Source organism: Geobacter sp. AOG2, from assembly GCF_019972295.1.
GTDB lineage: Bacteria > Desulfobacterota > Desulfuromonadia > Geobacterales > Pseudopelobacteraceae > Oryzomonas.
The window spans coordinates 2176313-2194800 of record NZ_BLJA01000001.1 but is presented as its reverse complement, the minus strand read 5'-3'; the positions used below and the strand labels follow the sequence as shown (position 1 = coordinate 2194800).

17 protein-coding genes are annotated in these 18488 nt (G+C 60.0%); 9 read left to right on the top strand and 8 right to left on the bottom strand.

The features are described from left to right. The first annotated feature begins 98 nt into the window (after positions 1 to 98). Genes LDN12_RS09885 through LDN12_RS09870 form a run of 4 tightly spaced genes read left to right on the top strand, consistent with a single transcriptional unit; the run spans position 99 to position 4578 of the window. Positions 99 to 1403: a cytochrome c3 family protein gene (locus LDN12_RS09885; RefSeq protein WP_223922511.1), complete on the top strand. Its 1305-nt coding sequence runs from the start codon at positions 99 to 101 to the stop codon at positions 1401 to 1403. Next, positions 1403 to 1969: a tetratricopeptide repeat protein gene (locus tag LDN12_RS09880; RefSeq protein WP_223922510.1), complete on the top strand. Its 567-nt coding sequence runs from the start codon at positions 1403 to 1405 to the stop codon at positions 1967 to 1969. Before LDN12_RS09885 ends, LDN12_RS09880 begins: the two co-directional genes overlap by 1 nt. 49 nt (positions 1970 to 2018) lie before the next feature. Beyond that, a complete protein-coding gene (locus tag LDN12_RS09875; protein WP_223922509.1) occupies positions 2019 to 3389 on the top strand; it encodes a tetratricopeptide repeat protein in 1371 nt (456 codons plus the stop codon). Between the two features lie 55 nt (positions 3390 to 3444). Next, positions 3445 to 4578 (top strand): redoxin domain-containing protein, encoded by a 1134-nt coding sequence (locus LDN12_RS09870; protein WP_223922508.1) that lies wholly within the window; start codon positions 3445 to 3447, stop codon positions 4576 to 4578. 263 nt (positions 4579 to 4841) lie between these two features. On the opposite strand, the gene LDN12_RS09865 is transcribed toward LDN12_RS09870, so the two are convergent. From LDN12_RS09865 to LDN12_RS09855, 3 genes are all read right to left on the bottom strand, one after another. Then, positions 4842 to 6278 (bottom strand): DUF342 domain-containing protein, encoded by a 1437-nt coding sequence (locus tag LDN12_RS09865; RefSeq protein ID WP_223922507.1) that lies wholly within the window; start codon positions 6276 to 6278, stop codon positions 4842 to 4844. Positions 6279 to 6486: 208 nt separating this feature from the next. Next, positions 6487 to 8424, bottom strand: coding sequence for a molecular chaperone HtpG (gene htpG / locus LDN12_RS09860; RefSeq protein ID WP_223922506.1), 1938 nt, complete (start codon positions 8422 to 8424; stop codon positions 6487 to 6489). A gap of 215 nt (positions 8425 to 8639) precedes the next feature. After that, a complete protein-coding gene (locus tag LDN12_RS09855) occupies positions 8640 to 9743 on the bottom strand; it encodes an NAD(P)-binding domain-containing protein (RefSeq protein ID WP_223922505.1) in 1104 nt (367 codons plus the stop codon). Between the two features lie 173 nt (positions 9744 to 9916). Here LDN12_RS09855 and LDN12_RS09850 point away from each other — a divergent pair, with 173 nt between their 5' ends. Further along, a complete protein-coding gene (locus tag LDN12_RS09850) occupies positions 9917 to 10258 on the top strand; it encodes a YtxH domain-containing protein (protein WP_223922504.1) in 342 nt (113 codons plus the stop codon). Positions 10259 to 10424: 166 nt separating this feature from the next. On the opposite strand, the gene LDN12_RS09845 is transcribed toward LDN12_RS09850, so the two are convergent. The 4 genes from LDN12_RS09845 to rfbC all read right to left on the bottom strand — a co-directional run bounded on the left by LDN12_RS09845 (position 10425) and on the right by rfbC (position 13951). Beyond that, positions 10425 to 11261: a DUF3047 domain-containing protein gene (locus LDN12_RS09845; RefSeq protein ID WP_223922503.1), complete on the bottom strand. Its 837-nt coding sequence runs from the start codon at positions 11259 to 11261 to the stop codon at positions 10425 to 10427. A gap of 5 nt (positions 11262 to 11266) precedes the next feature. Next, positions 11267 to 11956: a GMP/IMP nucleotidase gene (yrfG, locus tag LDN12_RS09840; protein ID WP_223922502.1), complete on the bottom strand. Its 690-nt coding sequence runs from the start codon at positions 11954 to 11956 to the stop codon at positions 11267 to 11269. 172 nt (positions 11957 to 12128) lie between these two features. Next, positions 12129 to 13409: an MFS transporter gene (locus LDN12_RS09835; RefSeq protein WP_223922501.1), complete on the bottom strand. Its 1281-nt coding sequence runs from the start codon at positions 13407 to 13409 to the stop codon at positions 12129 to 12131. Next, on the bottom strand, positions 13406 to 13951 hold the full coding sequence (gene rfbC / locus LDN12_RS09830; RefSeq protein ID WP_223922500.1) for a dTDP-4-dehydrorhamnose 3,5-epimerase: 546 nt from the start codon (positions 13949 to 13951) through the stop codon (positions 13406 to 13408). The genes LDN12_RS09835 and rfbC overlap by 4 nt, the downstream gene beginning before the upstream one ends. Positions 13952 to 14082: 131 nt before the next feature. On the opposite strand from rfbC, the gene LDN12_RS09825 reads away from it, so the two are divergent. After that, on the top strand, positions 14083 to 15348 hold the full coding sequence (locus LDN12_RS09825) for a pitrilysin family protein (RefSeq protein ID WP_223922499.1): 1266 nt from the start codon (positions 14083 to 14085) through the stop codon (positions 15346 to 15348). Between the two features lie 149 nt (positions 15349 to 15497). Here the strand turns inward: LDN12_RS09825 and dut are convergent, their stop codons facing one another. Next, entirely contained in the window at positions 15498 to 15962 is a 465-nt protein-coding gene (dut, locus tag LDN12_RS09820; protein WP_223922498.1) for a dUTP diphosphatase, read from the bottom strand. A 104-nt stretch (positions 15963 to 16066) separates the two neighbouring features. Here dut and LDN12_RS09815 point away from each other — a divergent pair, with 104 nt between their 5' ends. The 3 genes from LDN12_RS09815 (at position 16067) to LDN12_RS09805 (ending at position 18483) form a co-directional block, all read left to right on the top strand. Then, a complete protein-coding gene (locus tag LDN12_RS09815) occupies positions 16067 to 17164 on the top strand; it encodes an aminopeptidase (protein WP_223922497.1) in 1098 nt (365 codons plus the stop codon). Positions 17165 to 17336: 172 nt separating this feature from the next. After that, the gene (locus LDN12_RS09810) at positions 17337 to 17843 is read left to right on the top strand and encodes a hypothetical protein (protein ID WP_223922496.1); all 507 of its coding nucleotides are present in this window, start codon (positions 17337 to 17339) and stop codon (positions 17841 to 17843) included. A gap of 238 nt (positions 17844 to 18081) precedes the next feature. Continuing rightward, a complete protein-coding gene (locus tag LDN12_RS09805) occupies positions 18082 to 18483 on the top strand; it encodes a hypothetical protein (protein WP_223922495.1) in 402 nt (133 codons plus the stop codon). The last annotated feature ends 5 nt before the right edge of the window (positions 18484 to 18488 follow it).

Sequence of the window (18488 nt, the reverse complement as noted above, 5' to 3'; positions counted from 1 at the left end):
TAGCAATATTATGATTTTGTATTTTTTTGAGGGGGGCTTGTACCGTGCACGGGAAAATGCCATGTGTTGCTCTAGTTCTGTTTGTAATCGCCGCCGGTATGCAACTTCTTTCGTTTTCCGGCTCCGCCGGTAACGCCTTTGCCTTATCCGGTCAATCGTCCCCCCTGAAAGCGTCCTGCGTTACCGCCGACTGCCACGGCAAGATGGGTACCGAGAAGTACGTGCACGGTCCCGCGGCCACCGGCGACTGCACCTTCTGCCACAAGCCCACGGGAAAGCATTCGTTCGAAGCGATACGGGACACGGGCAAGCTGTGCGCCGAGTGCCACGAACGGCTCGATACCCATAAATATGTCCATGCGCCGGTCAAGCAGGGGAAATGCTTCACCTGCCACGATTCCCACCAGTCCCCCAACAAGTATCAGTTGCGCGCAGCCGGTGCGGAACTCTGCTTCAAGTGCCATGACCGGTCCATCATGAAGGGCAAGTTCGTCCACGGCCCTGTCGCCGTGGGGAGCTGCACCACCTGCCACGCCGTGCATCAGGGGGATTACCCCCGGTTGTTGCGGGCGCCCGTCAACCAGGTCTGTTTCGAATGCCATGCCGACAAGGCCGAGGCGTTCAAGAGCAAGAAGTTCACCCACGCTCCGGTCCAGAAGTCCTGCACCGAGTGTCACGACCCCCATAACGGCGAATACCGGTACAACCTGAAAGCCGACGGCTCGGAGGATCTCTGCCTTACCTGTCACAAGGAAAAACAGATGGAGATCAACTCGGCCACCGTGAAACACAAGGGGCTGGCGACGGAGAAGAAATGCCTTGCCTGCCATGATCCCCACGCGTCCAATTACGTCAAGCAGTTGACCATGCAACCGGCGGACCTGTGCCTGAGCTGCCATAACAAGGAGTATGGGGCCGGCGCCACGCGCGTGGCAAATATGAAAGCCGTGCTGGATAGCAATACCGAATATCATGGCCCCATCAAGCAAAAGGATTGCTCGGGATGCCATAATACCCACGGCTCCAAGAATTTCAGGATCCTGCGCGAAAATTTCCCCGCGGTTTTTTATGCCGGCTACAACGCGGAAAACTACAAGCTGTGCTTCATGTGCCACGAAAAGTCCCTAGCCGAGGACGAACATACGACGAAATTGACCGCCTTCAGGAACGGGGATCAGAATCTGCATTTCGTCCATGTCAACAAGACGGTAAAGGGTCGCACCTGCCGGGCCTGCCACGATGCCCACGCGACGAACAATCCGCGCCATATCCGGGATGCGGTTCCCTTCAACGCCTGGAAGCTGCCGGTCGGCTTCGTGAAGACCAGCGACGGCGGCAGTTGTCTGCCGGGGTGCCACAAGCAGTTTTCCTATAACCGGAACCATGCGGTAAAGAATCAGTAATGGCGGCGGGCCGTATCGACGCCATGACGGCACCGGCCGTATCCCGTTTGCGCACGGCCGTGCTTTGGTGCGCGCTGGCCGGTATGAGCGCCGTGCTCGCCTGCCCCGCATCATGGGCGGCGGACGGGGAGGCCCCCCAGGCGGCCGTCCCGGAAAAGCAGCCGGCTCCCGTGTCCGCTCCGGCCGCCGCAAACCCGGAAGAGAAGGAGATCCGGGGCCTGCGCGAGCAGATCGCGCAGGCCCCGGACGATTCCCTCCTGTATGTGCGCCTCGGGTATCTGTACCTGAACGCCGGGGCGCTGACGGAGGCGAAAGCCGCCTTCGACGATGCCCTGAAACGCAACCCCTACTCCCATGCCGCCATGACGGGGGAGGGGATCGTCCTGGCCCGCACCGGGAACCTCAAGGAGGCCGAACAGGTGTTGAAAACGGCCCTCGCCCGTAATCCGAATCCGGTCAGAACACACTATGAGCTGGGGTTTGTGTACGAAAAATCCGGCGATCTCGAGAAGGCCCTGGCCGAGTATAAAGAGGGGATAGCCAAACATCAGCAGGGAAGAAAGTAACGTCCGATCCCGCCGCTCCCTCCCGCCACGACGATTGTTAGAAGGAACGATGACCAGGCATATTTCCCCATTTTCCCGGATGTTCTCGAGAAGGACCGCGCTCCTGGGCGCTCTGCTCGCACTCTTGGGCGTTTTTCCGTTCACCTCGGCCGACGCCACGTTGCAGCAGCTTCAGGTCGGCATGGAGGCCCCCGGCTTCTCCCTGCCGCTCGTCTCCGGCGAACGGAAATCGTTTGCCGACCTGAAAGGGGATAAGCTGACCGTGCTCCTGGTCTGGTCCACCTGGGACCGGAAATCGGAAAAGGCCCTGGCCCGGATGCAGACCCTGTATCAAACGTACCGGGACAAGGGGCTGGCGGTGGTGGCCATCGAGGCGGATGTGCAGGGAAACGCCGACGCCGACCTGGCCAGGATCCGTTCGACGGTGGAGCGGCTCAAGCTGACCTATCCCGTTCTCGTGGACAACGGCCTTAGCTACTTTCACGATGTGGGCATCATTGCCCTGCCTTCGACGGTCATCGTGGACCGGGAGCGGGTCATAAAGTACGAGCTTTCGGGGTATCCCCTGGTGGGTGCCGAGGAGATGGCGGACTTTCTGACCGCCTCCATCGAGGGCACGAAACCGGCCATGGCGGAGAAGAAGGGGTATCAGCCCGCCAAGAGCGCGCTGCGGTTTTACAATATGGGCCGGAACACCCTGAAGTCGGGGCGCATGGCCGAGACCGCGGAGATGTGGTTCAAAAAGGCCATCGAGGCCGACCCGAACTTCGTCCTGCCCCATATCAGCCTGGGCAGGTTCTATGTGCAGCGGGGCGACAAGGCGCTGGCCGGGGAGCAGTTCCGGGAAGCCCTCGCGAAGGAGCCGACCCATGTGATCGCCCTGTGCGAATCGGCGCTTTTATTGTTCGAGGACAATCGTCTGGCGGAAGGTCAGAGCTTGCTGGAGAGCGCCTTCAAGGCGGATGAATCCTACACGCCGTGTTACTATTATGCCGGTTTTGCCTACGGCAGGCAGGATAAGCTCGATCAGGCGTTGAAGATGTTCGACGAGGCGGAGAAGATCAACCCGCTGGACTATAACCTGTATGTGTACAAGGGGCGGGTGTTCGAAGAGCGGAAGAGGTTGCCGGAGGCCGCGGCCGCCTATGGGAAGGCGTTGGAAACCGTCTTCCAGACCGACGAAACCTTGAAGCGCAAACAGCGCGTTCCCGACGGCAGGACGGAAGAGGGGATCGTCCTGGCCCGCGCCGGGAACCTCACGGGGGCCGAACAGGCACTGCGGGCGGCCCTGGCCGGCAATCCCAATCCGGTCATGGCCCACCATGAACTGGGACGTGTGTACGAAAGATCGGGCCGGCTCGAAGAGGCGCTGGCCGAGTATAAAGAGGGGATCGCCAAGTACCGGCAGGGGAGACGGTAACGTCGGCCCTGCGTCGTCATAACACTCATGCGCCGGTCGCATACTGGAAGGTATAATGTCCCGAAAAAAAGTCTCGTTATGGTCTCGATTTTCGCAAAGAACCGCACTGCTGGCGGTGCTTTTTACCGCCTACGGCATTTTCCTGTTCACCCCGGCGGCCGCCACGTTGCAGCAGCTTCAGGTCGGCATGGAGGCCCCCGGCTTCTCCCTGCCGCTCGTCTCCGGCGAAAATAAATCGTTTGCCGACCTGAAAGGGGATAAGTTGACCGTGCTCCTGGTCTGGTCCACCTGGGACCGGAAATCGGAAAAGGCCCTGGCCCGGATGCAGACCCTGTATCAAAAGTACCGGGACAAGGGGTTGGCGGTGGTGGCCATCAATGCGGACGGCCAGAAGATTTCGGACGCCGACCTGGCCAGGATCCGTTCGACGGTCGAGCGGCTCAAGCTGACCTATCCCGTTCTCGTGGACAACGGCCTCGACTACTTTCACGATGTGGGCATCATTGCCCTGCCTTCGACGGTCATCGTGGACCGGGAGCGGGTCATAAAGTACGAGCTTTCGGGGTATCCCCTGGTGGGTGCCGAGGAGATGGCAGACTTTCTGACCGCCTCCATCGAGGGCACGAAACCGGCCATGGCGGAGAAGAAGGGGTACCAGCCCGCCAAGAGCGCGCTGCGGTTTTACAATATGGGCCGGAACACCCTGAAGTCGGGGCGCATGGCCGAGACCGCGGAGATGTGGTTCAAAAAGGCCATCGAGGCCGACCCGAACTTCGTCCTGCCCCATATCAGCCTGGGCAGGTTCTATGTGCAGCGGGGCGACAAGGCGCTGGCCGGGGAGCAGTTCCGGGAAGCCCTCGCGAAGGAGCCGACCCATGTGATCGCCCTGTGCGAATCGGCGCTTTTATTGTTCGAGGACAATCGTCTGGCGGAGGGTCAGAGCTTGCTGGAGAGCGCCTTCAAGGCGGATGAATCCTACACGCCGTGTTACTATTATGCCGGTTTTGCCTACGGCAGGCAGGATAAGCTGGATCAGGCGTTGAAGATGTTCGACGAGGCGGAGAAGATCAACCCGCTGGACTATAACCTGTATGTGTACAAGGGGCGGGTGTTCGAAGAGCGGAAGAGGTTGCCGGAGGCCGCGGCCGCCTATAGGAAGGCGTTGGAAACCATTTTACAGATCCATTAGCAGGTCGTTGAAAAACAGCCATCTTAGCGCCTATCGGCGTCCCGCTAAACGGGATGACTACGCTGTCGCTCCGTCACCGATAATTATGCTCACGCATAATTATACGCCGCCTTCCTCGAAGTCCCTTTCGTGCGACGTAGCGCTGCTACGCCTCCTCAGGGCCTTCTCCGGGTGCGCCGATCTGACTATTTTTGAACAACCTGAAATTTTGAACAACCTGCTAGAAGATTGTTCGTGGCGATCCGCCTCGTTCTAGCTGGCAGCTATCCTTTCTGATATTCGAGAATAAAGGCCTTCTCGATATCGGCGGCCTTGACATCCAGGCTGGTCAGGGAAAGATAGCGAAGACCCCCCTCAATGGTGTTTTCGCTCGCGCTGAGCGGTCCGTCATGGGGGTCCTTGACCTCTTCGTTCTGGGACCCGATGACCAGGAGGGTGTTGTCGTAGAGCGTTCCCTTGACATTGACCTTGGGGTTGGCCCGTTCATCGACCTTCGAGCGGAGGGCCATGACCCGGTCGGTCAGGGTTGCGCGGGTTTGCCGCAGCTCCTCGATCTCCTTGAGCGATGATGTCTGGCCGATCTTCTGGTGGTTGTCGGCCAGTTCGTCCATCAACCGTTCCAGTTCCTCGGCGTCGCGATAATCGACGCCAACGGTGAGCTTTGTCCTGACCGAGGCCAGCGATCCGATCTTTTTGGCCTCAATCCCCCCCAGCGCAATGCATGAACCTCCGGCAATGGCCCCTTTGTTGACCACGATCCGGCCCAGCGTCCTGACGGTGCAGTTATGCATCTCCACCTCGACGATGACATCGCCTGCGCATTCGATGGTGCAGTCATGGAGAAACTGCGCCCTGATGCTGCCGCCGCACACGATGGACCCCTTGCCCTGGCCGTCCATGCCGCACAAGGTAATGTCTCCGCCGCTGGTTATGGTGCAGTTCCCGATATTCCCGTTGACGCGCAGCCCCTTGGTGGCGCTGACGCTGAAATCGTCCAGCACGTCGCCCCGCACCTCCACCACGCCGTTGAAGACGATCGAACCGACCCTGAAATTGACATCGCCGGACACGACGTACTCTTCCTCGACGGAGATCTCCCCGGAGGCCAGGCACACCCTGCCCGCGGCAGTGGCGGCAAGCCGCTCTCCATTATCTTCGATGGTGATGTTTTTGCCGATCTTGAGGGATAGGGGCTTGCCGGGCTGGGCGGGAAGGGTTTCGCCGGTCACCCCCCTGCCGGAGACGCCCGGTTTGGGAGGGACGATGCGGGCTATTTCGTCCCCCGCGTCGACGTTGATGAAGGTCTGAACCTGGTGCAGGTCGATGTCGGCGTCATCGTCGCCCTCTGCCTGAACCAGGACGGATGGTTGCGCCGTATAGGAGAGCCAGGCGTCGATGCCGTTGACTGCCGGAGTGCCGGTTGCCACCACCACGTTGCTCAACGATTGGCCGGCTGCGGCATTGACCGCAAAGGTGGTGACGGCGTCTTCGTCAAGGCCCTCCTTCACCCCGGCTGCGGCAAGATAGCCGTTGAGCTCGTCCCTGGTCATCATGGCGCCCTGCTGGCGGGGCACATAGCTGCACCGGCAATCCAGCTTGTCGGCGGCTACGGCAATGAACAGACTATAGCCGAGCTTCTTGAACTCCTTGCCCGGGATGCTTTCCTTCACCTCTTCGCCTGAAGACGCGTCGCCCATCATGAATGTGACTCCGTTCGCTAGAGTGACTTCCGGTTATTTGACGTGTAAACGTTTTCTCGTAGCTGCGGCCGGGAATTTCAGGAAGCGATCGTTCCTTTAATTAATATCGGCACAATGGTCTCACAATTGTAGAAATATTTGCACTTTTAATTGCGGGGGCGGGGAAAAGGCAGGACTCCCCCGGCAGGGCCGGGGGAGTTTGAGTCGGTTATTTCGCGGCAGCTTTGACCATCAACTCGCTGACCATCCTGGTGAAACGCAACGGGTCCTTGATGGGCGAACCCTCGGTCAGGAGGGCTTGATCGTAGAGCAGGTCCGCATAATCGCCAAGGGCCGGGGCGTCCTTGTCGGCCGTGTGGAGGTCGGCCATGACCTTGAGGATCGGGTGGTCCGGGTTCAGTTCCAGGATGCGTTTGGATTCGGGCACACTCTGGTTGAGGGCCTTCATGATGCGTTCCATATTGGCGTTCATGCCGTGTTCGTCGGCAACCAGGCAGCAGGCGCTGTCGGTCAGGCGGTTGGAAAAGCGCACCTCCTTGACCTTGTCCTTCAGCCGTTCCGTCATGAGCGAGATCAGGTCGGAGAACTCCTTTTGGGCCTCTTCCCGTTTTTTCTCCTTCTCTTTCTTCTCCTCTTCGCTGTCGATGCTGATGTCGCCCCGGTCCACCGCTTTGAGCTGTTTGCCGTCGTACTCGGTAAGCGCCTGCACCACCCACTCGTCCACCGGGTCGGTCATGAAAAGAACCTCGAAACCCTTTGACCGGAACACCTCCAGGTGCGGAGACTGCTCCAGGGCCTCGCGACTGGTGCCGGTGATGAAGTAGATCTCCTTCTGGGCCTCGGGCATGCGCGCCACATACTCTTTCAGCGACACGAAGGAGCCGTTTTCGGTCCCGGTGCTTTCGAACAGGATCAGATCCTGGAGTTTTTCCTTATTGGCAAAATCGAAATGGACCCCTTCCTTGATGACCTGGCCGAATTCCTTCCAGAACGTCACATACTCTTCGGCGTTTTTCTCCTTCACCTCGGCCAGGGTGGAGAGGATCTTGCCGACCAGGTTCTTCTGGATGCGCCTGATCTGGGCGTCCTCCTGCAGGAGTTCGCGGGAGACGTTGAGCGGCAGGTCGGAGGAATCCACCACCCCTTTGACGAAGCGCAGGTAGTCGGGGATCAGCTCTTCGCACTTGTCGGTGATGAACACCCGTTTGACATAGAGTTGCAGCCCCTTTTTGCGGTCGGCGAAGAACATGTCGAACGGCTTGCGGGCCGGCAGGTATACCAGGGCCTTGAACTCGCTGGTGCCCTCGGCCGAGAAGTGGATGGTGCGGAAGGGGGCGTCGAAGTCGTGGGAGATATGTTTGTAGAACTCGTTGTACTCCTCTTCGGTCACATCGCTCTTGGAACGCGCCCAGATGGCCTTCATGGAGTTGAGGGTTTCCTCCTCCGTCTTCTCGATGGTGCCGGCCCCTTCGATCTCCTTGCCGTCCACCCCCTTGGGCACTTCGGTGCGGGTGACGTCCATCACCACGGGGTACTGGATGTAATCCGAATATTTCTTCACGATGGAGCGGATCTTCCACTCGTCCAGGTATTCTTTGAATTCTTCTTTCAGATGCAGGATGATCTCGGTGCCGCGCCGCTCCCGGCTGCATTCCTCGATGGTATAGGAACCGTCGCCGGTGGACTCCCAGCAGCATCCCGCCTCGATGGACCCGGCCGTGCGCGTGAAGAGCGTGACCTTGTCCGCAACCATGAACGAGGCGTAAAAGCCGACGCCGAACTGGCCGATCAGTTCCGGGTTGTCGCTGGACGCCTTCTCCTTGAGGGTCTGCATGAAGGCCTTGGTGCCGGAGCGGGCGATGGTGCCGATGTTCTCCTCGACCTCGGCCATGGTCATGCCGATGCCGTTGTCGCGGATGGTGAGGGTGCCTGCGTCCTTATCGGGGATGAGTTTGATCTTCCAGTCGCTGTTGCCTTCCAGTATGGTTTCGTTGGAGTGGGCCTCGAAGCGGATCTTGTCGATGGCGTCCGATGCGTTGGAGATCAGCTCCCGCAGAAAGATGTCGCGGTTGGAATAGAGGGAGTGGATGACCAGGTCGAGAAGCTGCTGGACCTCGGTCTGGAACTGCTTGGTGGTCTTGGACATGCGTATATACTCTCCTTTGTGGGATGGAATGGATACGGGAACAACCTAATCATCGCAGGGGAATTTTTCAAGGGGGAGGGACAACCTTTCCCCTCACCCGGCCTCCGGCCATCCTCTCCCGCTGGGAGAGGGGTTGATGCATATCCCTTCTCTCCACGGGAGAGGGTGCCCCGGAGGGGCGGATGAGGGGGACTTTGACGACTAACCGGGGTACACTAGCCTTTCAACTTCTTCCTGATGGCCTCCACCACGTGATAGGCGTCGTTGATGGCGGTGTAGATCAGGTTCGGGTGCTTCTCCTCGGCAATGGCCCCCTCCTTGATCTTCATGTAGGAAGGGGAGATGGCGCCGCCGATGACGTAGACCCCCTTGCGGGTGGATTCGAATTCGGCGGTCAAAAGCACCAGGCGGTCTCCCTCCCGGGCGATCTTGCAGACCCCGGCCGCGCAGGCGATCATCTGGATGCCGAGCTTGTCGAAGATGGGCATCGGCCCCTGGGAACCGATGCAGGCGATCACGTTCTCCATGGGGAAGCTCAGGGCGTGGTACAGGTCGATGCCGTCCGCCTGCTTGAATTCGTTGATGCGGATGACCAGGCGGTCGACCCCCTCCGCGTCCACCTCGCCGATGCGCGGCGTGGCGCCGGGATACAGGCGGATATTGCCCCCCAGCAGGATCTCTTCGCCCAGGCGCTGGGCCGTCTCCTTGTTGACGTCGAATTTTCCCGACGTGTGGGACCAATAGACCGGCTGGTTGTCGTTTTTCTCGCGCTTGGCCTTGAGTATGGCGATGACCACGTCGGCCGCCGTGTTGCCGCCGCCGATGACCAACGTCTTGATGCCGACGAACTTGCTGGCGTCCTCCAGGTTCTTGGCCACCATCTTGGCGTCGCCGTACACCGACAGCTCGCGGGGGATGCTGCTCCCGAAGGCGAGCACGACCTTGCGTCCGCGGAACACGCGTTTGCTGGTGACGACGGAGAGCACGTCCCGTTCTTCCCGGATGTCCTCGAAAGCGACGTCGGTTTCAACCTTGATATTCTCATGCTGCACGAAATGCTGCACGTACTGGATGTAACTCTCCACCGTGACCGGCTTGTCGGGCGGACGCAACTCGTCCACCAGGAACGGCTCCGGGGCGTCCTTGGGTTTGGAGGCATACACATGCTTGCCTTCGGGATAGGTATTGGCGATCCCCTGGAATACCGCCTTGCCCGATTCCAGCACCAGGTAGGAAAGGCCGTGTTTGTGGCACAGATAGGCGGTGGCCAGGCCGGCCGGCCCGCCGCCGACGATGAGAACATCGTATAGTGAGCTCATGGAGTGTCCTCTGTCTCGTGATGAGATATCGTACGAAATTTTTATAACATGACTTACCGCTAATATAAAGCCATTCGGAAAAAATGTGCGCGCAGGGGGGGTATTCCGGCATGAGTGGCTTTTTTCCCACAGTAGGGTACAATGATACTTACTACGAACAAAGGAGGATTATCATGGGAGATAGAGATAATAAGGTTGCTGCCGCGGCATTGCTGATCATGGCGGGCGGGATACTGGGGGCCGGGTTTGCGCTGCTGTGGGCGCCCCAGTCCGGCCGGCGCACCCGCCGGGACATCTCTCGTTATGCCAAGCGCGCCAAGGGCCGGGCCGATGAGGCGGTGGAGGATATTACGACCAACATCAAAGACCTGGTTGAAACCATCGGTGAGAAGACCGATGATCTGGTCGAAAAAGGCAAGGATGTGGCCGGCGGCGCCCGCAAGGACCTGATCCACTTGATCGAGGAGGGCGCCTCGCGGCTGGAGAAGTTTCGCACCAAGCTGAGCCGGATGTAGCGCCGTTTATTATTCCAAGTAGCAATCAAGATGGCGCTACTATCAGCCACCCCCAGCCCTTTAGGCCCCAGAGGGTCCTCCTTATCAAGGAGGGGAGCCTATAGTCCCCCTCCTGATTCAGGAGGGGTCAGGGGTGGTCAGATATCAGCTTGAATGTTTTTTGGAATTACTGGTTTAGGGTAGGTGAGGGGGCAGCCGGTGAGGGCGAATGAGAACCGCCGCCGTTCGGCTGCTCTTTCTGCTTTACCGGGTGCGGTGGGGCCTGCTGCTCTTTGGCCGGCGGCTCTTTGGGCTGCGCCTCCTTCGGTTTCGCTTCGTTCGCTTTCTGACCCTCCTCTTTGGCCGCCGGGAGCAGGGTTATGTCGCCGTAGTAGCCTGTCGCCGACCCGTGGGTGTTGTCGCTATCGGTCATAATGACGATTGCACCGGCTTTCGGGGCCTCCTCGCCAAAGGCCGCGCGGTAGTCCTCGGCAAAATTGCGCCGGTGAACGACCCAGTGCCCCGCCTGCTCCTCACCGCTATCCACCGCAATCACGGCGGCGCTCTTCGAGTAAGGGCTGCGCATGCTCTCCCCCTTGTGCAGGCTGTTGCCCCACACATACTCGATCGCCCGCATCCTGGAAAAAAATCCCCTGGGGAATACCACATAGAGACGGGCCGCGAAGTCGTTGCCGTCCTTGGTCCTCTCGTTGGCCTTCTTGATCGTGTGGTCGATCTTCCATGACCACTTGATCACCGGATAGGCCTTGGGGTCGATATCGATCTTGTAGAGCAGCCCGGAAGCCGCGTCGTTGCTCTTCCCCACCAGAACGGTTTTCCCGTTGTCCTGGGCAAAGGCGTAGGTGGATTTCTTCGAGCCGAAATAGGTTTGTTCCTTCCAGCCGGTGAGGTCCGCCGAACTGAACTTGCCGACGCGCAATTCCGGCTCGGCCGCCAGGGCGGGCAGGCAGGTCAGGAGAGAAGCCATGATGAGGGTGGGGTACATCGTCAGGTAGGGGAACATGTTATTTAGCCTTTTGAGATGGTTATGGCCGTTTCGCCGTCGCCGGGGATCAGGGCGCTGAAATACTCGATGGAGGCGAAAGCGGTCGACGGTTTCGGATGGACCCTGGAGCTGAAGCGGCTGATATACACCGGGTACCCGATGCCGTACTGCGCCGCCGTGGCAAGGTTGGTTTCGCTGTCTTCCCCCAGGAGGGTCCGGGCGGGGTCGTAGCTGACGAACCTCTGGAGGGCCTCCCAGAAACCGGGGTCCTCCTTGGGCAGGCCCACCTGGTGCGCCGAGACGATCCCGTCGAAGTATGACCCGATACGGGTGGTTTTCATCTTCAGGTCCAGGGTCTTGGAGTGGGCGTTGGTCACCAGCCAGATGTTTTTCCGGTGCTGTCGCAGAAACAGCAGGAACTCCACCACAAAGGGGTGGACGGCGATCAGGTGCTCCACCTCCCGTTTGAGCTGGGGGATATCGAGCTTCAGGCGTTCCGACCAGTAGTCCAGGTCGGTCCAGTTGAGGGTCTGTTCCTGGGATTTGAACAGGGCGTGCAGGTGCGTCCGGGCATGCTCCACACTGGCGCCGTTCTTGGCGGCCCAGCGCTCGGGAACGTGCTCCAGCCAGAAATGGTCGTCGAAGTGCCGGTCCAGCAGGGTCCCGTCCATGTCCAGCAGTACGGTGTCTATGGTGTTCCAATCAATGATCATGGCAGTAATGAGGATTTTTCTCAGGCTATGAAAAATTCAGGTTGTTCAAAAATAGTCAGATCGTCGCACCCGGAGAAAGCCCCGCGGAGGCGTAGCAGCGCTACGCCGCACAAGAGGGCTTTCGAGGATGGCGGCGAGATGGCTGTTTTTCAACAACCTCCTTTCTGGCTATTTAGCGTTTGCCGTTGGCCATCTTCATACTCTCCGGATCCCGCCGAAGCCGCCACATGAAGACCGGGCCGGCCAGCCCGCCGATGCCCACGCTGGCAAAGGCCACGCCCCAGGCGGCGTTGACGCCGGGGAACGGCTGCCACCCCCGGAAGGTGTCCAGGGCCCAGCCGAAGACCGTCGGCGAGATCGTGGCCAGGGAATAGCCGATCAGCGACTGGAGCCCCATGGCTGCCCCCAGGTAGCCGGGAGCGACCAGTTCCGTCAGCCCGGTGGAGAACACCGGCGATTCCGCCACCACCAGATAACCGTACAGCAGACCGGCGGCCAAGGTCAACCAGATGTTGGTGTTGATCAGCCAGCCGAAGGTAAAAGAGAGCAGGGCGCTGGAGAGCATGACCATGCTGATGGTGGCGGTGCGGCCGAAACGGTCGGACAGGGTGCCGGTAACGGCGGTGGAAAACGCGCCGACCCCGACCAGGAGCGCGGCAATGGTCGAGGCGAGGCCGGTGGCGCGTCCCTGCCCGTAGCCCCAGCCGATCAGGGCGGAGGTGAAAAACGGCGCCAGCCAGCTCCGCATGCCGTACATCTCCCACATGTGGGAACCATAGGCGAAGATCATCAGGAGGGCAGGCCGGTTGCGGACCACTTCCGCCGTGTAGCTGCTGGTGCTGTGCGGCCGCGGGGCCGGGCGATAACCGCGGAAGAGCCGGAAGGAGAGCAGCGCCCCGGCGAACACCCCGGCGGAACAGCCGATAAAGGCGATGCGCCAGCCGTACAGGCCGCTCAACCATCCGGTGACGGCCAGGGACAGGGACGACCCCAGCATCAGCGAGCCCACGTAGATGCCGATGGCGCGCCCGCGTCCGGCCGGGGCAAAACGCTCGGCGACCAGCTTGAGCCCCGGCATGTAGGTCCCGCCCATGCCGATGCCGGTGAGGGCGCGCAGGATCAGGCCGCTGGTGAAGTCGTGGGCGTACAGGGCGAACAGCAGGTTGGCCGTGGCGGACCAGAGCGCGGCGCCGATGAAGATCCGCTTGGTGTTGATGCGGTCGGTCAGGGCCGAAAGGATGACCCCCGAGGTGATGTAGCCCAGTTGATAGACCGAGAAGATCATGCCGGCCCGGGTATTGTTGATGCCCCATTCCTGCCGCAGGGTGGGGAGGACGGCCGAATAGTTGATGAATACCAGCATGATGAAAAGCTGGCAAAGACAGATCGAGAGCAGCCAGCGGGTGTTTTCCCGTTCCTGCGCTGCGTCGGCGCCGCCTGTCGGGTTGCTCATGGAAACAGGTCTGCTTCCCTGAACCGTTTGCCTTCGCGGTCCTTGGCCGAAACGGTCGGTTCGGAGGCCAGCGGCCAGGTGATGGCCAGGTCGGGGTCGTTCCAGGCGATGCAGCGCTCATGCTCCGGCGCCCAGTAGTCGGTGGTCAGGTAGAGGAACTCGGCATACTCCGAGGTGACGCAGAAGCCGTGGGCGAACCCCGGCGGTACCCACATCTGCCGCTTGTTTTCGGCGGAGAGGTGCGCGCCGAACCACGCGCCGAACGTGGGCGAACTGCGGCGGATGTCCACCGCCACGTCGAACACCTCGCCGGAGATGACCCGTACCAGCTTTCCCTGGGGCTGCTGGATCTGGTAGTGCAGGCCGCGCAGGACTCCGCCGGCCGAGCGTGAATGGTTGTGCTGGACGAAATTGACGTCAAGCCCGGTCAACTGGCGCCAGACCCGCTCGTTGAAGCTCTCGAAGAAAAAACCGCGTTCGTCGCCGAAGACCTTGGGTTCGAAAATGAGGACTTCGGGAATGGTAGTGGTGACGATATTCATGGCTGCCCCGCAGGAAAAGAGTTGGTGGACCTTTCTAACAAATTACGGGAACATCCCGCAAGAGATACTTTTTTGTGAAACCGGCCTTCAAACAGGGTGGCTTTTTCCAAAAAGCGAGGTATGATGGGGCTATGACAAACTCTACAGTCCTAACCAACGGCGTCAGGCTCATCAGCCAGCGTGTGGAATACATGCATACCGTTTCCATCGGCATCTGGGTGGCCAACGGCACGCGCCACGAAACCCCGGACCATAACGGCATCGCCCACTTCATCGAACATCTGCTCTTCAAGGGAACCGAACGGCGCACCGCACGGCAGATCTCCCACGAGATCGATTCCATGGGAGGCATCCTCAATGCCTTCACCGGCCACGAATACGTCTGCTATTACGCCAAGGTGCTCGCTTCGTTCCTCCCCAGGGCGGCGGACCTGCTGACCGACATCTTTCTCCATTCGAATTTCCCGGCCGACGAGATCGAGCGCGAGCGGAAGGTCATCCTCCAGGAGATCAAGATGCGGGACGACGCGCCGGATGAGTGCATCCACGACCGCTTCCACGAAAGCTTCTGGAAGGGGCATCCGCTGGGGCTGTCGGTACTCGGCTCGGAAGAGACCATCGGCAGGATCACCCGCAACGACATTATTGCATACAAGCAGAGCCGCTACCGCCCCGAGGACATCATCATCTCGGCCGCCGGCAACGTGGACCACAATGAGTTGGTCGGTCTCATGGAAAAGGCCTTTTCGGGGGTTTCATCGGGCTGGGTTCCCGCCGCGCCTGCCGGAGAGCCCGACAGCTCGCCCGGCCGGTGCGTCCACCTGATCGAGCGCGACCTGGAGCAGTCGCTCATCTGCCTGGGAACGCGGGCGTTGCCCCAGGACCATCCCGACCGCTATGCCCTGTACCTGCTCAACACCATCCTGGGGGGCGGCATGAGTTCGCGGCTCTTCGAAGAGGTGCGCGAGAAGAAGGGCCTGGCCTACTCGGTCTATTCCTATGTGATCTCCCACGCCGACTCCGGTTCGCTGGTGGTCTACGCCGGAACGGAACAGAAGCATTGCCGGGAGGTCATCGATATCGCCCTGCGGGAGATGGGGCGGCTGAAGCGCGAAGCGGTGCCGGCGGACGAGCTGGATTCCTCCCGCGAGCAACTCAAGGGGAAGATCCTCATGTCGTTGGAAAGCACCGACAGCCTGATGACCCGCCTGGCCAAGAACGAGATCTACCTCCGGCGTTATCAACCGGTCGAGGAGGTCCTGGCCGGTTTCGACGCCGTCACCGCCGAGGATATCCTGGCATTGGCGGGCAGGTTGTTCGACGGCAGCAGGCTGAACCTGGAAGTGATGGGCAAGACCGCCGGTCTTGATGTCACCGGGGAACAACTGGTTTTCTGACGCCGCTCATTTAATCTAAGTTACTCAGAAGATGACATTAAAGCGACCACCCCCAGCCCCTCCTTATCAAGGAGGGGAGCTTATAGTCCCCCTCCTATTTTAGGAGGGGCTAGGGGTGGTAAGATGTCCGCTTGAATACTCATTTGTATTCACCCCCTGCCGGTGTGGCCGAAACCTCCTGCACCGCGTGAACTGTCCTGGCTGAACTCCCCGACAATATTCAATTCCGTCTGGACAATCGGCACGAACAACATCTGGCAGATGCGTTCGCCCGGCTCCACGGTGTAGGCTGCCGCGCCCCGGTTGAGGATGCCGATGCCGATCTCCCCCTGGTAGTCCGAATCGATCACCCCGACGGTATTCGCCAGCACGATCCCGTGTTTGATGCCCAGACCGGAGCGCGGCACCAGGAGCGCCACCAGGTTCCGGTCGTGGATGCTGATGGCTATGCCGCTGGGGATGAGCACGGTTTCGCCCGGCTGTACGGTCAGGGGGGCGTCCAGACAGGCCCTCAGATCCATGGCCGCCGAACCGTCGGTGGCATAGGTGGGAAGGGGGATGCGCGAACCCATCAACGGGCTCATGATTTTGGTTTCAATTTTATGACGGTTCATGATAGTTTTTCCCGTGATTCGGAATGATTTTGTTTGGTCGTTACCATAACCAGAGCGGCTGCCGAGCGCAACCAAAATCTGACGGCGCAAAGGACGTATGAACGATGAAAGATCCTAGAATAACTCAGTTCGCAGAGATATTGGTGGACTACTCGACGCGGGTGAAAAAGGGCGATGTGGTGTTGATCAACGCCGCAGGCCTCGAAGCCCTGCCCCTGGTCAAGGAACTCCACGCCCTGTGCCTCAAGCGGGGCGCGGCGTATGTGGAGTATGCCTTTTCCGTTCCCGAGATCGACCGCAATTTCTACAACCTGGCCAACAAGCAGCAGTTGGACCATTTCCCCCAGCACAAGCTGGATTTCTTCAAGACCCTGACCGTCTACATCGGCATCGCGGCCGGCGACAACTCCATGGTCATGGCCAACGCCCGCCAGCAGGCCATGGTGGCCTACCAGAAGCTGACCAAGCCGCTGATCGACCAACGGGTCAAGCATACCCGCTGGGTGGTGACCCGTTACCCGACCCATGCCGCTGCCCAGGAAGCCAGGATGAGCCTGGACGAATACGAGGATTACCTGTTTTCGGCCTGCTGCATCGACTGGCGCGCCGAGTCGAAGAAACAGGACAAGCTCAAGAAGCTGATGGACAAAACCAGGGCGGTGCGTATCGTTGCGCCGGATACGGACCTGTCGTTCAGCATCGACGGCCTGCCGGGGATCAAGTGCGACGGGCGTTTGAACATGCCGGATGGCGAGGTGTTCTCCGCGCCGGTCCGGGATTCGGTCCAGGGGCACATCACCTATAACTGCCCCAGCATCTATCAGGGCAAGGAGTTCAACGGCGTGCGCTTCGAGTTCAAGGACGGCAGGATCGTCAAGGCCGTGGCCAATGCCGGCATGAGCGGGGCGCTCAACAAGATTCTCGATACCGACGAGGGGGCCCGCTACATCGGCGAGTTCTCGTTAGGCATCAATCCCGGCATCCGTCGGCCCATGCGCAACATCCTCTTTGACGAGAAGATCTTCGGCTCGATCCACTTCACGCCGGGACAGGCCTACGATGAGTGCGACAACGGCAACCGTTCCGCCGTGCACTGGGACCTGGTGAGGATTCTCGCCGACGGCGAGATCTGGTTCGACGGCGTCCTGATCCAGAAACAGGGCGTATTCGTCCACAAGGATCTGCTGGAACTGAACCCGTAACGCCGGAACGCGGCAGCGACCGGAAGGACCGGAGCCCGCACGCCGCCCGTGTTGTGACACGCCGCTCATTCTGCCGGTACTCCGGCAGGTTGCGGTATATTTTTAAAAGCAAAGGCTGAGGCCTTCCGGGCAAACAAGGCATGGAGGCGCCACGGATTCAGGTGACCTGTATATGAGTGAAGAATTGAAACAGCCAGAGGTAGAATTCGAGCACGATGATTTCGAGTGTGCGTCGCTCGACGATGAACTCCGGGTGGACGAGTGCTGCCAGGAGTTGCTCAAGCGTTTTTACCTCCACCTGGTCGGCAAGGGCATGACGCCGGAGCAGGCCTCGGAACGGGCTTTTAGCGCCGATCTCTATGTGCGGGATTTTCTGGTGGACTTTGCCCGTCTGAACGTGGTCCGGCCGCAACCGGGTGTTGTCAGGCGTTTTGCGGCGACCTGGTTCGTCACCCATACCCTCGACCCGGAGATGCGCATCCTGGAACGGCATCTGGCCGGCATCCGCGAGTTGTACCGCTATCTGCACGGGCAGCACCTGATCTCCCGCGAGGAGTTGAACTTTCTGGAGGACGAGGCGGCGCAGGAGGACTATTACCGCCAGCGCATCGAGAGTTTTCTCAATATTGTCGGCGACGGTTACTTCGCCTGGGAGGCGGAGTGCCCCCTCCGGGGCTGATATCTACCCAGGTTGTTGAAAAACAGCCATCTTAGCGCCTATCGGCGTCCCGCTAAACGGGATGACTACGCTATCGCTCCGTCACCGATAATTATGCTCACGCATAATTATACGCCGCCGTCCTCGAAAGCCTCCTTGTGCGGCGTAGCGCTGCTACGCCTCCGCGGGACTTCCTGCGGGTGCGACGATCTGACTATTTTTGAACAACCTAATTACAGTGCAAAAGGATTGTGGGACCATGGCAGGTAAACGATTGAAGGAAATGACCGTCACGATCCTGGCTCAGGAACACGTCAGGAAAGAGTGGTATTTCGACTTTGACGCGGAGGTATTCCGACGCTTTTGCGATAGTCTGACGCGGGATATGAAAAAGCTGGGCGTGGCGCTCAGGATCGCCCGTAATCCCGACGCAACCATCAAGATCACGAGCTATGCCGACCTGCTGAACTGCGTCAAGATCTCGTCGCTCGACGACGGCCATGCCAACCAGTGCGTCGGGCATATTATCGGCAAGAGCGAACATCTCGATATCATGGAAGATATCGGGGTTGCGGTGCGCCGGGTCGCCTTTGCCCCGGAAACCATCGCACCGTCCAGCGAATTCAGAAAGGTGTGCCACAACTGCGGGTGCGGGTGTTGAAACGA

Excerpts from the sequence above, each read along its gene's own strand:
- LDN12_RS09805 (WP_223922495.1), top strand. The coding sequence starts at position 18,082 with ATGGCAGGTAAACGATTGAAGGAAATGACCGTCACGATCCTGGCTCAG.
- LDN12_RS09815 (WP_223922497.1), top strand. The coding sequence starts at position 16,067 with ATGAAAGATCCTAGAATAACTCAGTTCGCAGAGATATTGGTGGACTAC.
- htpG (WP_223922506.1), bottom strand. The coding sequence starts at position 8,424 with ATGTCCAAGACCACCAAGCAGTTCCAGACCGAGGTCCAGCAGCTTCTC.
- yrfG (WP_223922502.1), bottom strand. The coding sequence starts at position 11,956 with ATGATCATTGATTGGAACACCATAGACACCGTACTGCTGGACATGGAC.
- LDN12_RS09810 (WP_223922496.1), top strand. The coding sequence starts at position 17,337 with ATGAGTGAAGAATTGAAACAGCCAGAGGTAGAATTCGAGCACGATGAT.
- LDN12_RS09875 (WP_223922509.1), top strand. The coding sequence starts at position 2,019 with ATGACCAGGCATATTTCCCCATTTTCCCGGATGTTCTCGAGAAGGACC.
- rfbC (WP_223922500.1), bottom strand. The coding sequence starts at position 13,951 with ATGAATATCGTCACCACTACCATTCCCGAAGTCCTCATTTTCGAACCC.
- LDN12_RS09835 (WP_223922501.1), bottom strand. The coding sequence starts at position 13,409 with ATGAGCAACCCGACAGGCGGCGCCGACGCAGCGCAGGAACGGGAAAAC.
- LDN12_RS09880 (WP_223922510.1), top strand. The coding sequence starts at position 1,403 with ATGGCGGCGGGCCGTATCGACGCCATGACGGCACCGGCCGTATCCCGT.
- LDN12_RS09870 (WP_223922508.1), top strand. The coding sequence starts at position 3,445 with ATGTCCCGAAAAAAAGTCTCGTTATGGTCTCGATTTTCGCAAAGAACC.
- LDN12_RS09825 (WP_223922499.1), top strand. The coding sequence starts at position 14,083 with ATGACAAACTCTACAGTCCTAACCAACGGCGTCAGGCTCATCAGCCAG.
- LDN12_RS09845 (WP_223922503.1), bottom strand. The coding sequence starts at position 11,261 with ATGTTCCCCTACCTGACGATGTACCCCACCCTCATCATGGCTTCTCTC.
- dut (WP_223922498.1), bottom strand. The coding sequence starts at position 15,962 with ATGAACCGTCATAAAATTGAAACCAAAATCATGAGCCCGTTGATGGGT.
- LDN12_RS09885 (WP_223922511.1), top strand. The coding sequence starts at position 99 with ATGCAACTTCTTTCGTTTTCCGGCTCCGCCGGTAACGCCTTTGCCTTA.
- LDN12_RS09865 (WP_223922507.1), bottom strand. The coding sequence starts at position 6,278 with ATGATGGGCGACGCGTCTTCAGGCGAAGAGGTGAAGGAAAGCATCCCG.
- LDN12_RS09855 (WP_223922505.1), bottom strand. The coding sequence starts at position 9,743 with ATGAGCTCACTATACGATGTTCTCATCGTCGGCGGCGGGCCGGCCGGC.
- LDN12_RS09850 (WP_223922504.1), top strand. The coding sequence starts at position 9,917 with ATGGGAGATAGAGATAATAAGGTTGCTGCCGCGGCATTGCTGATCATG.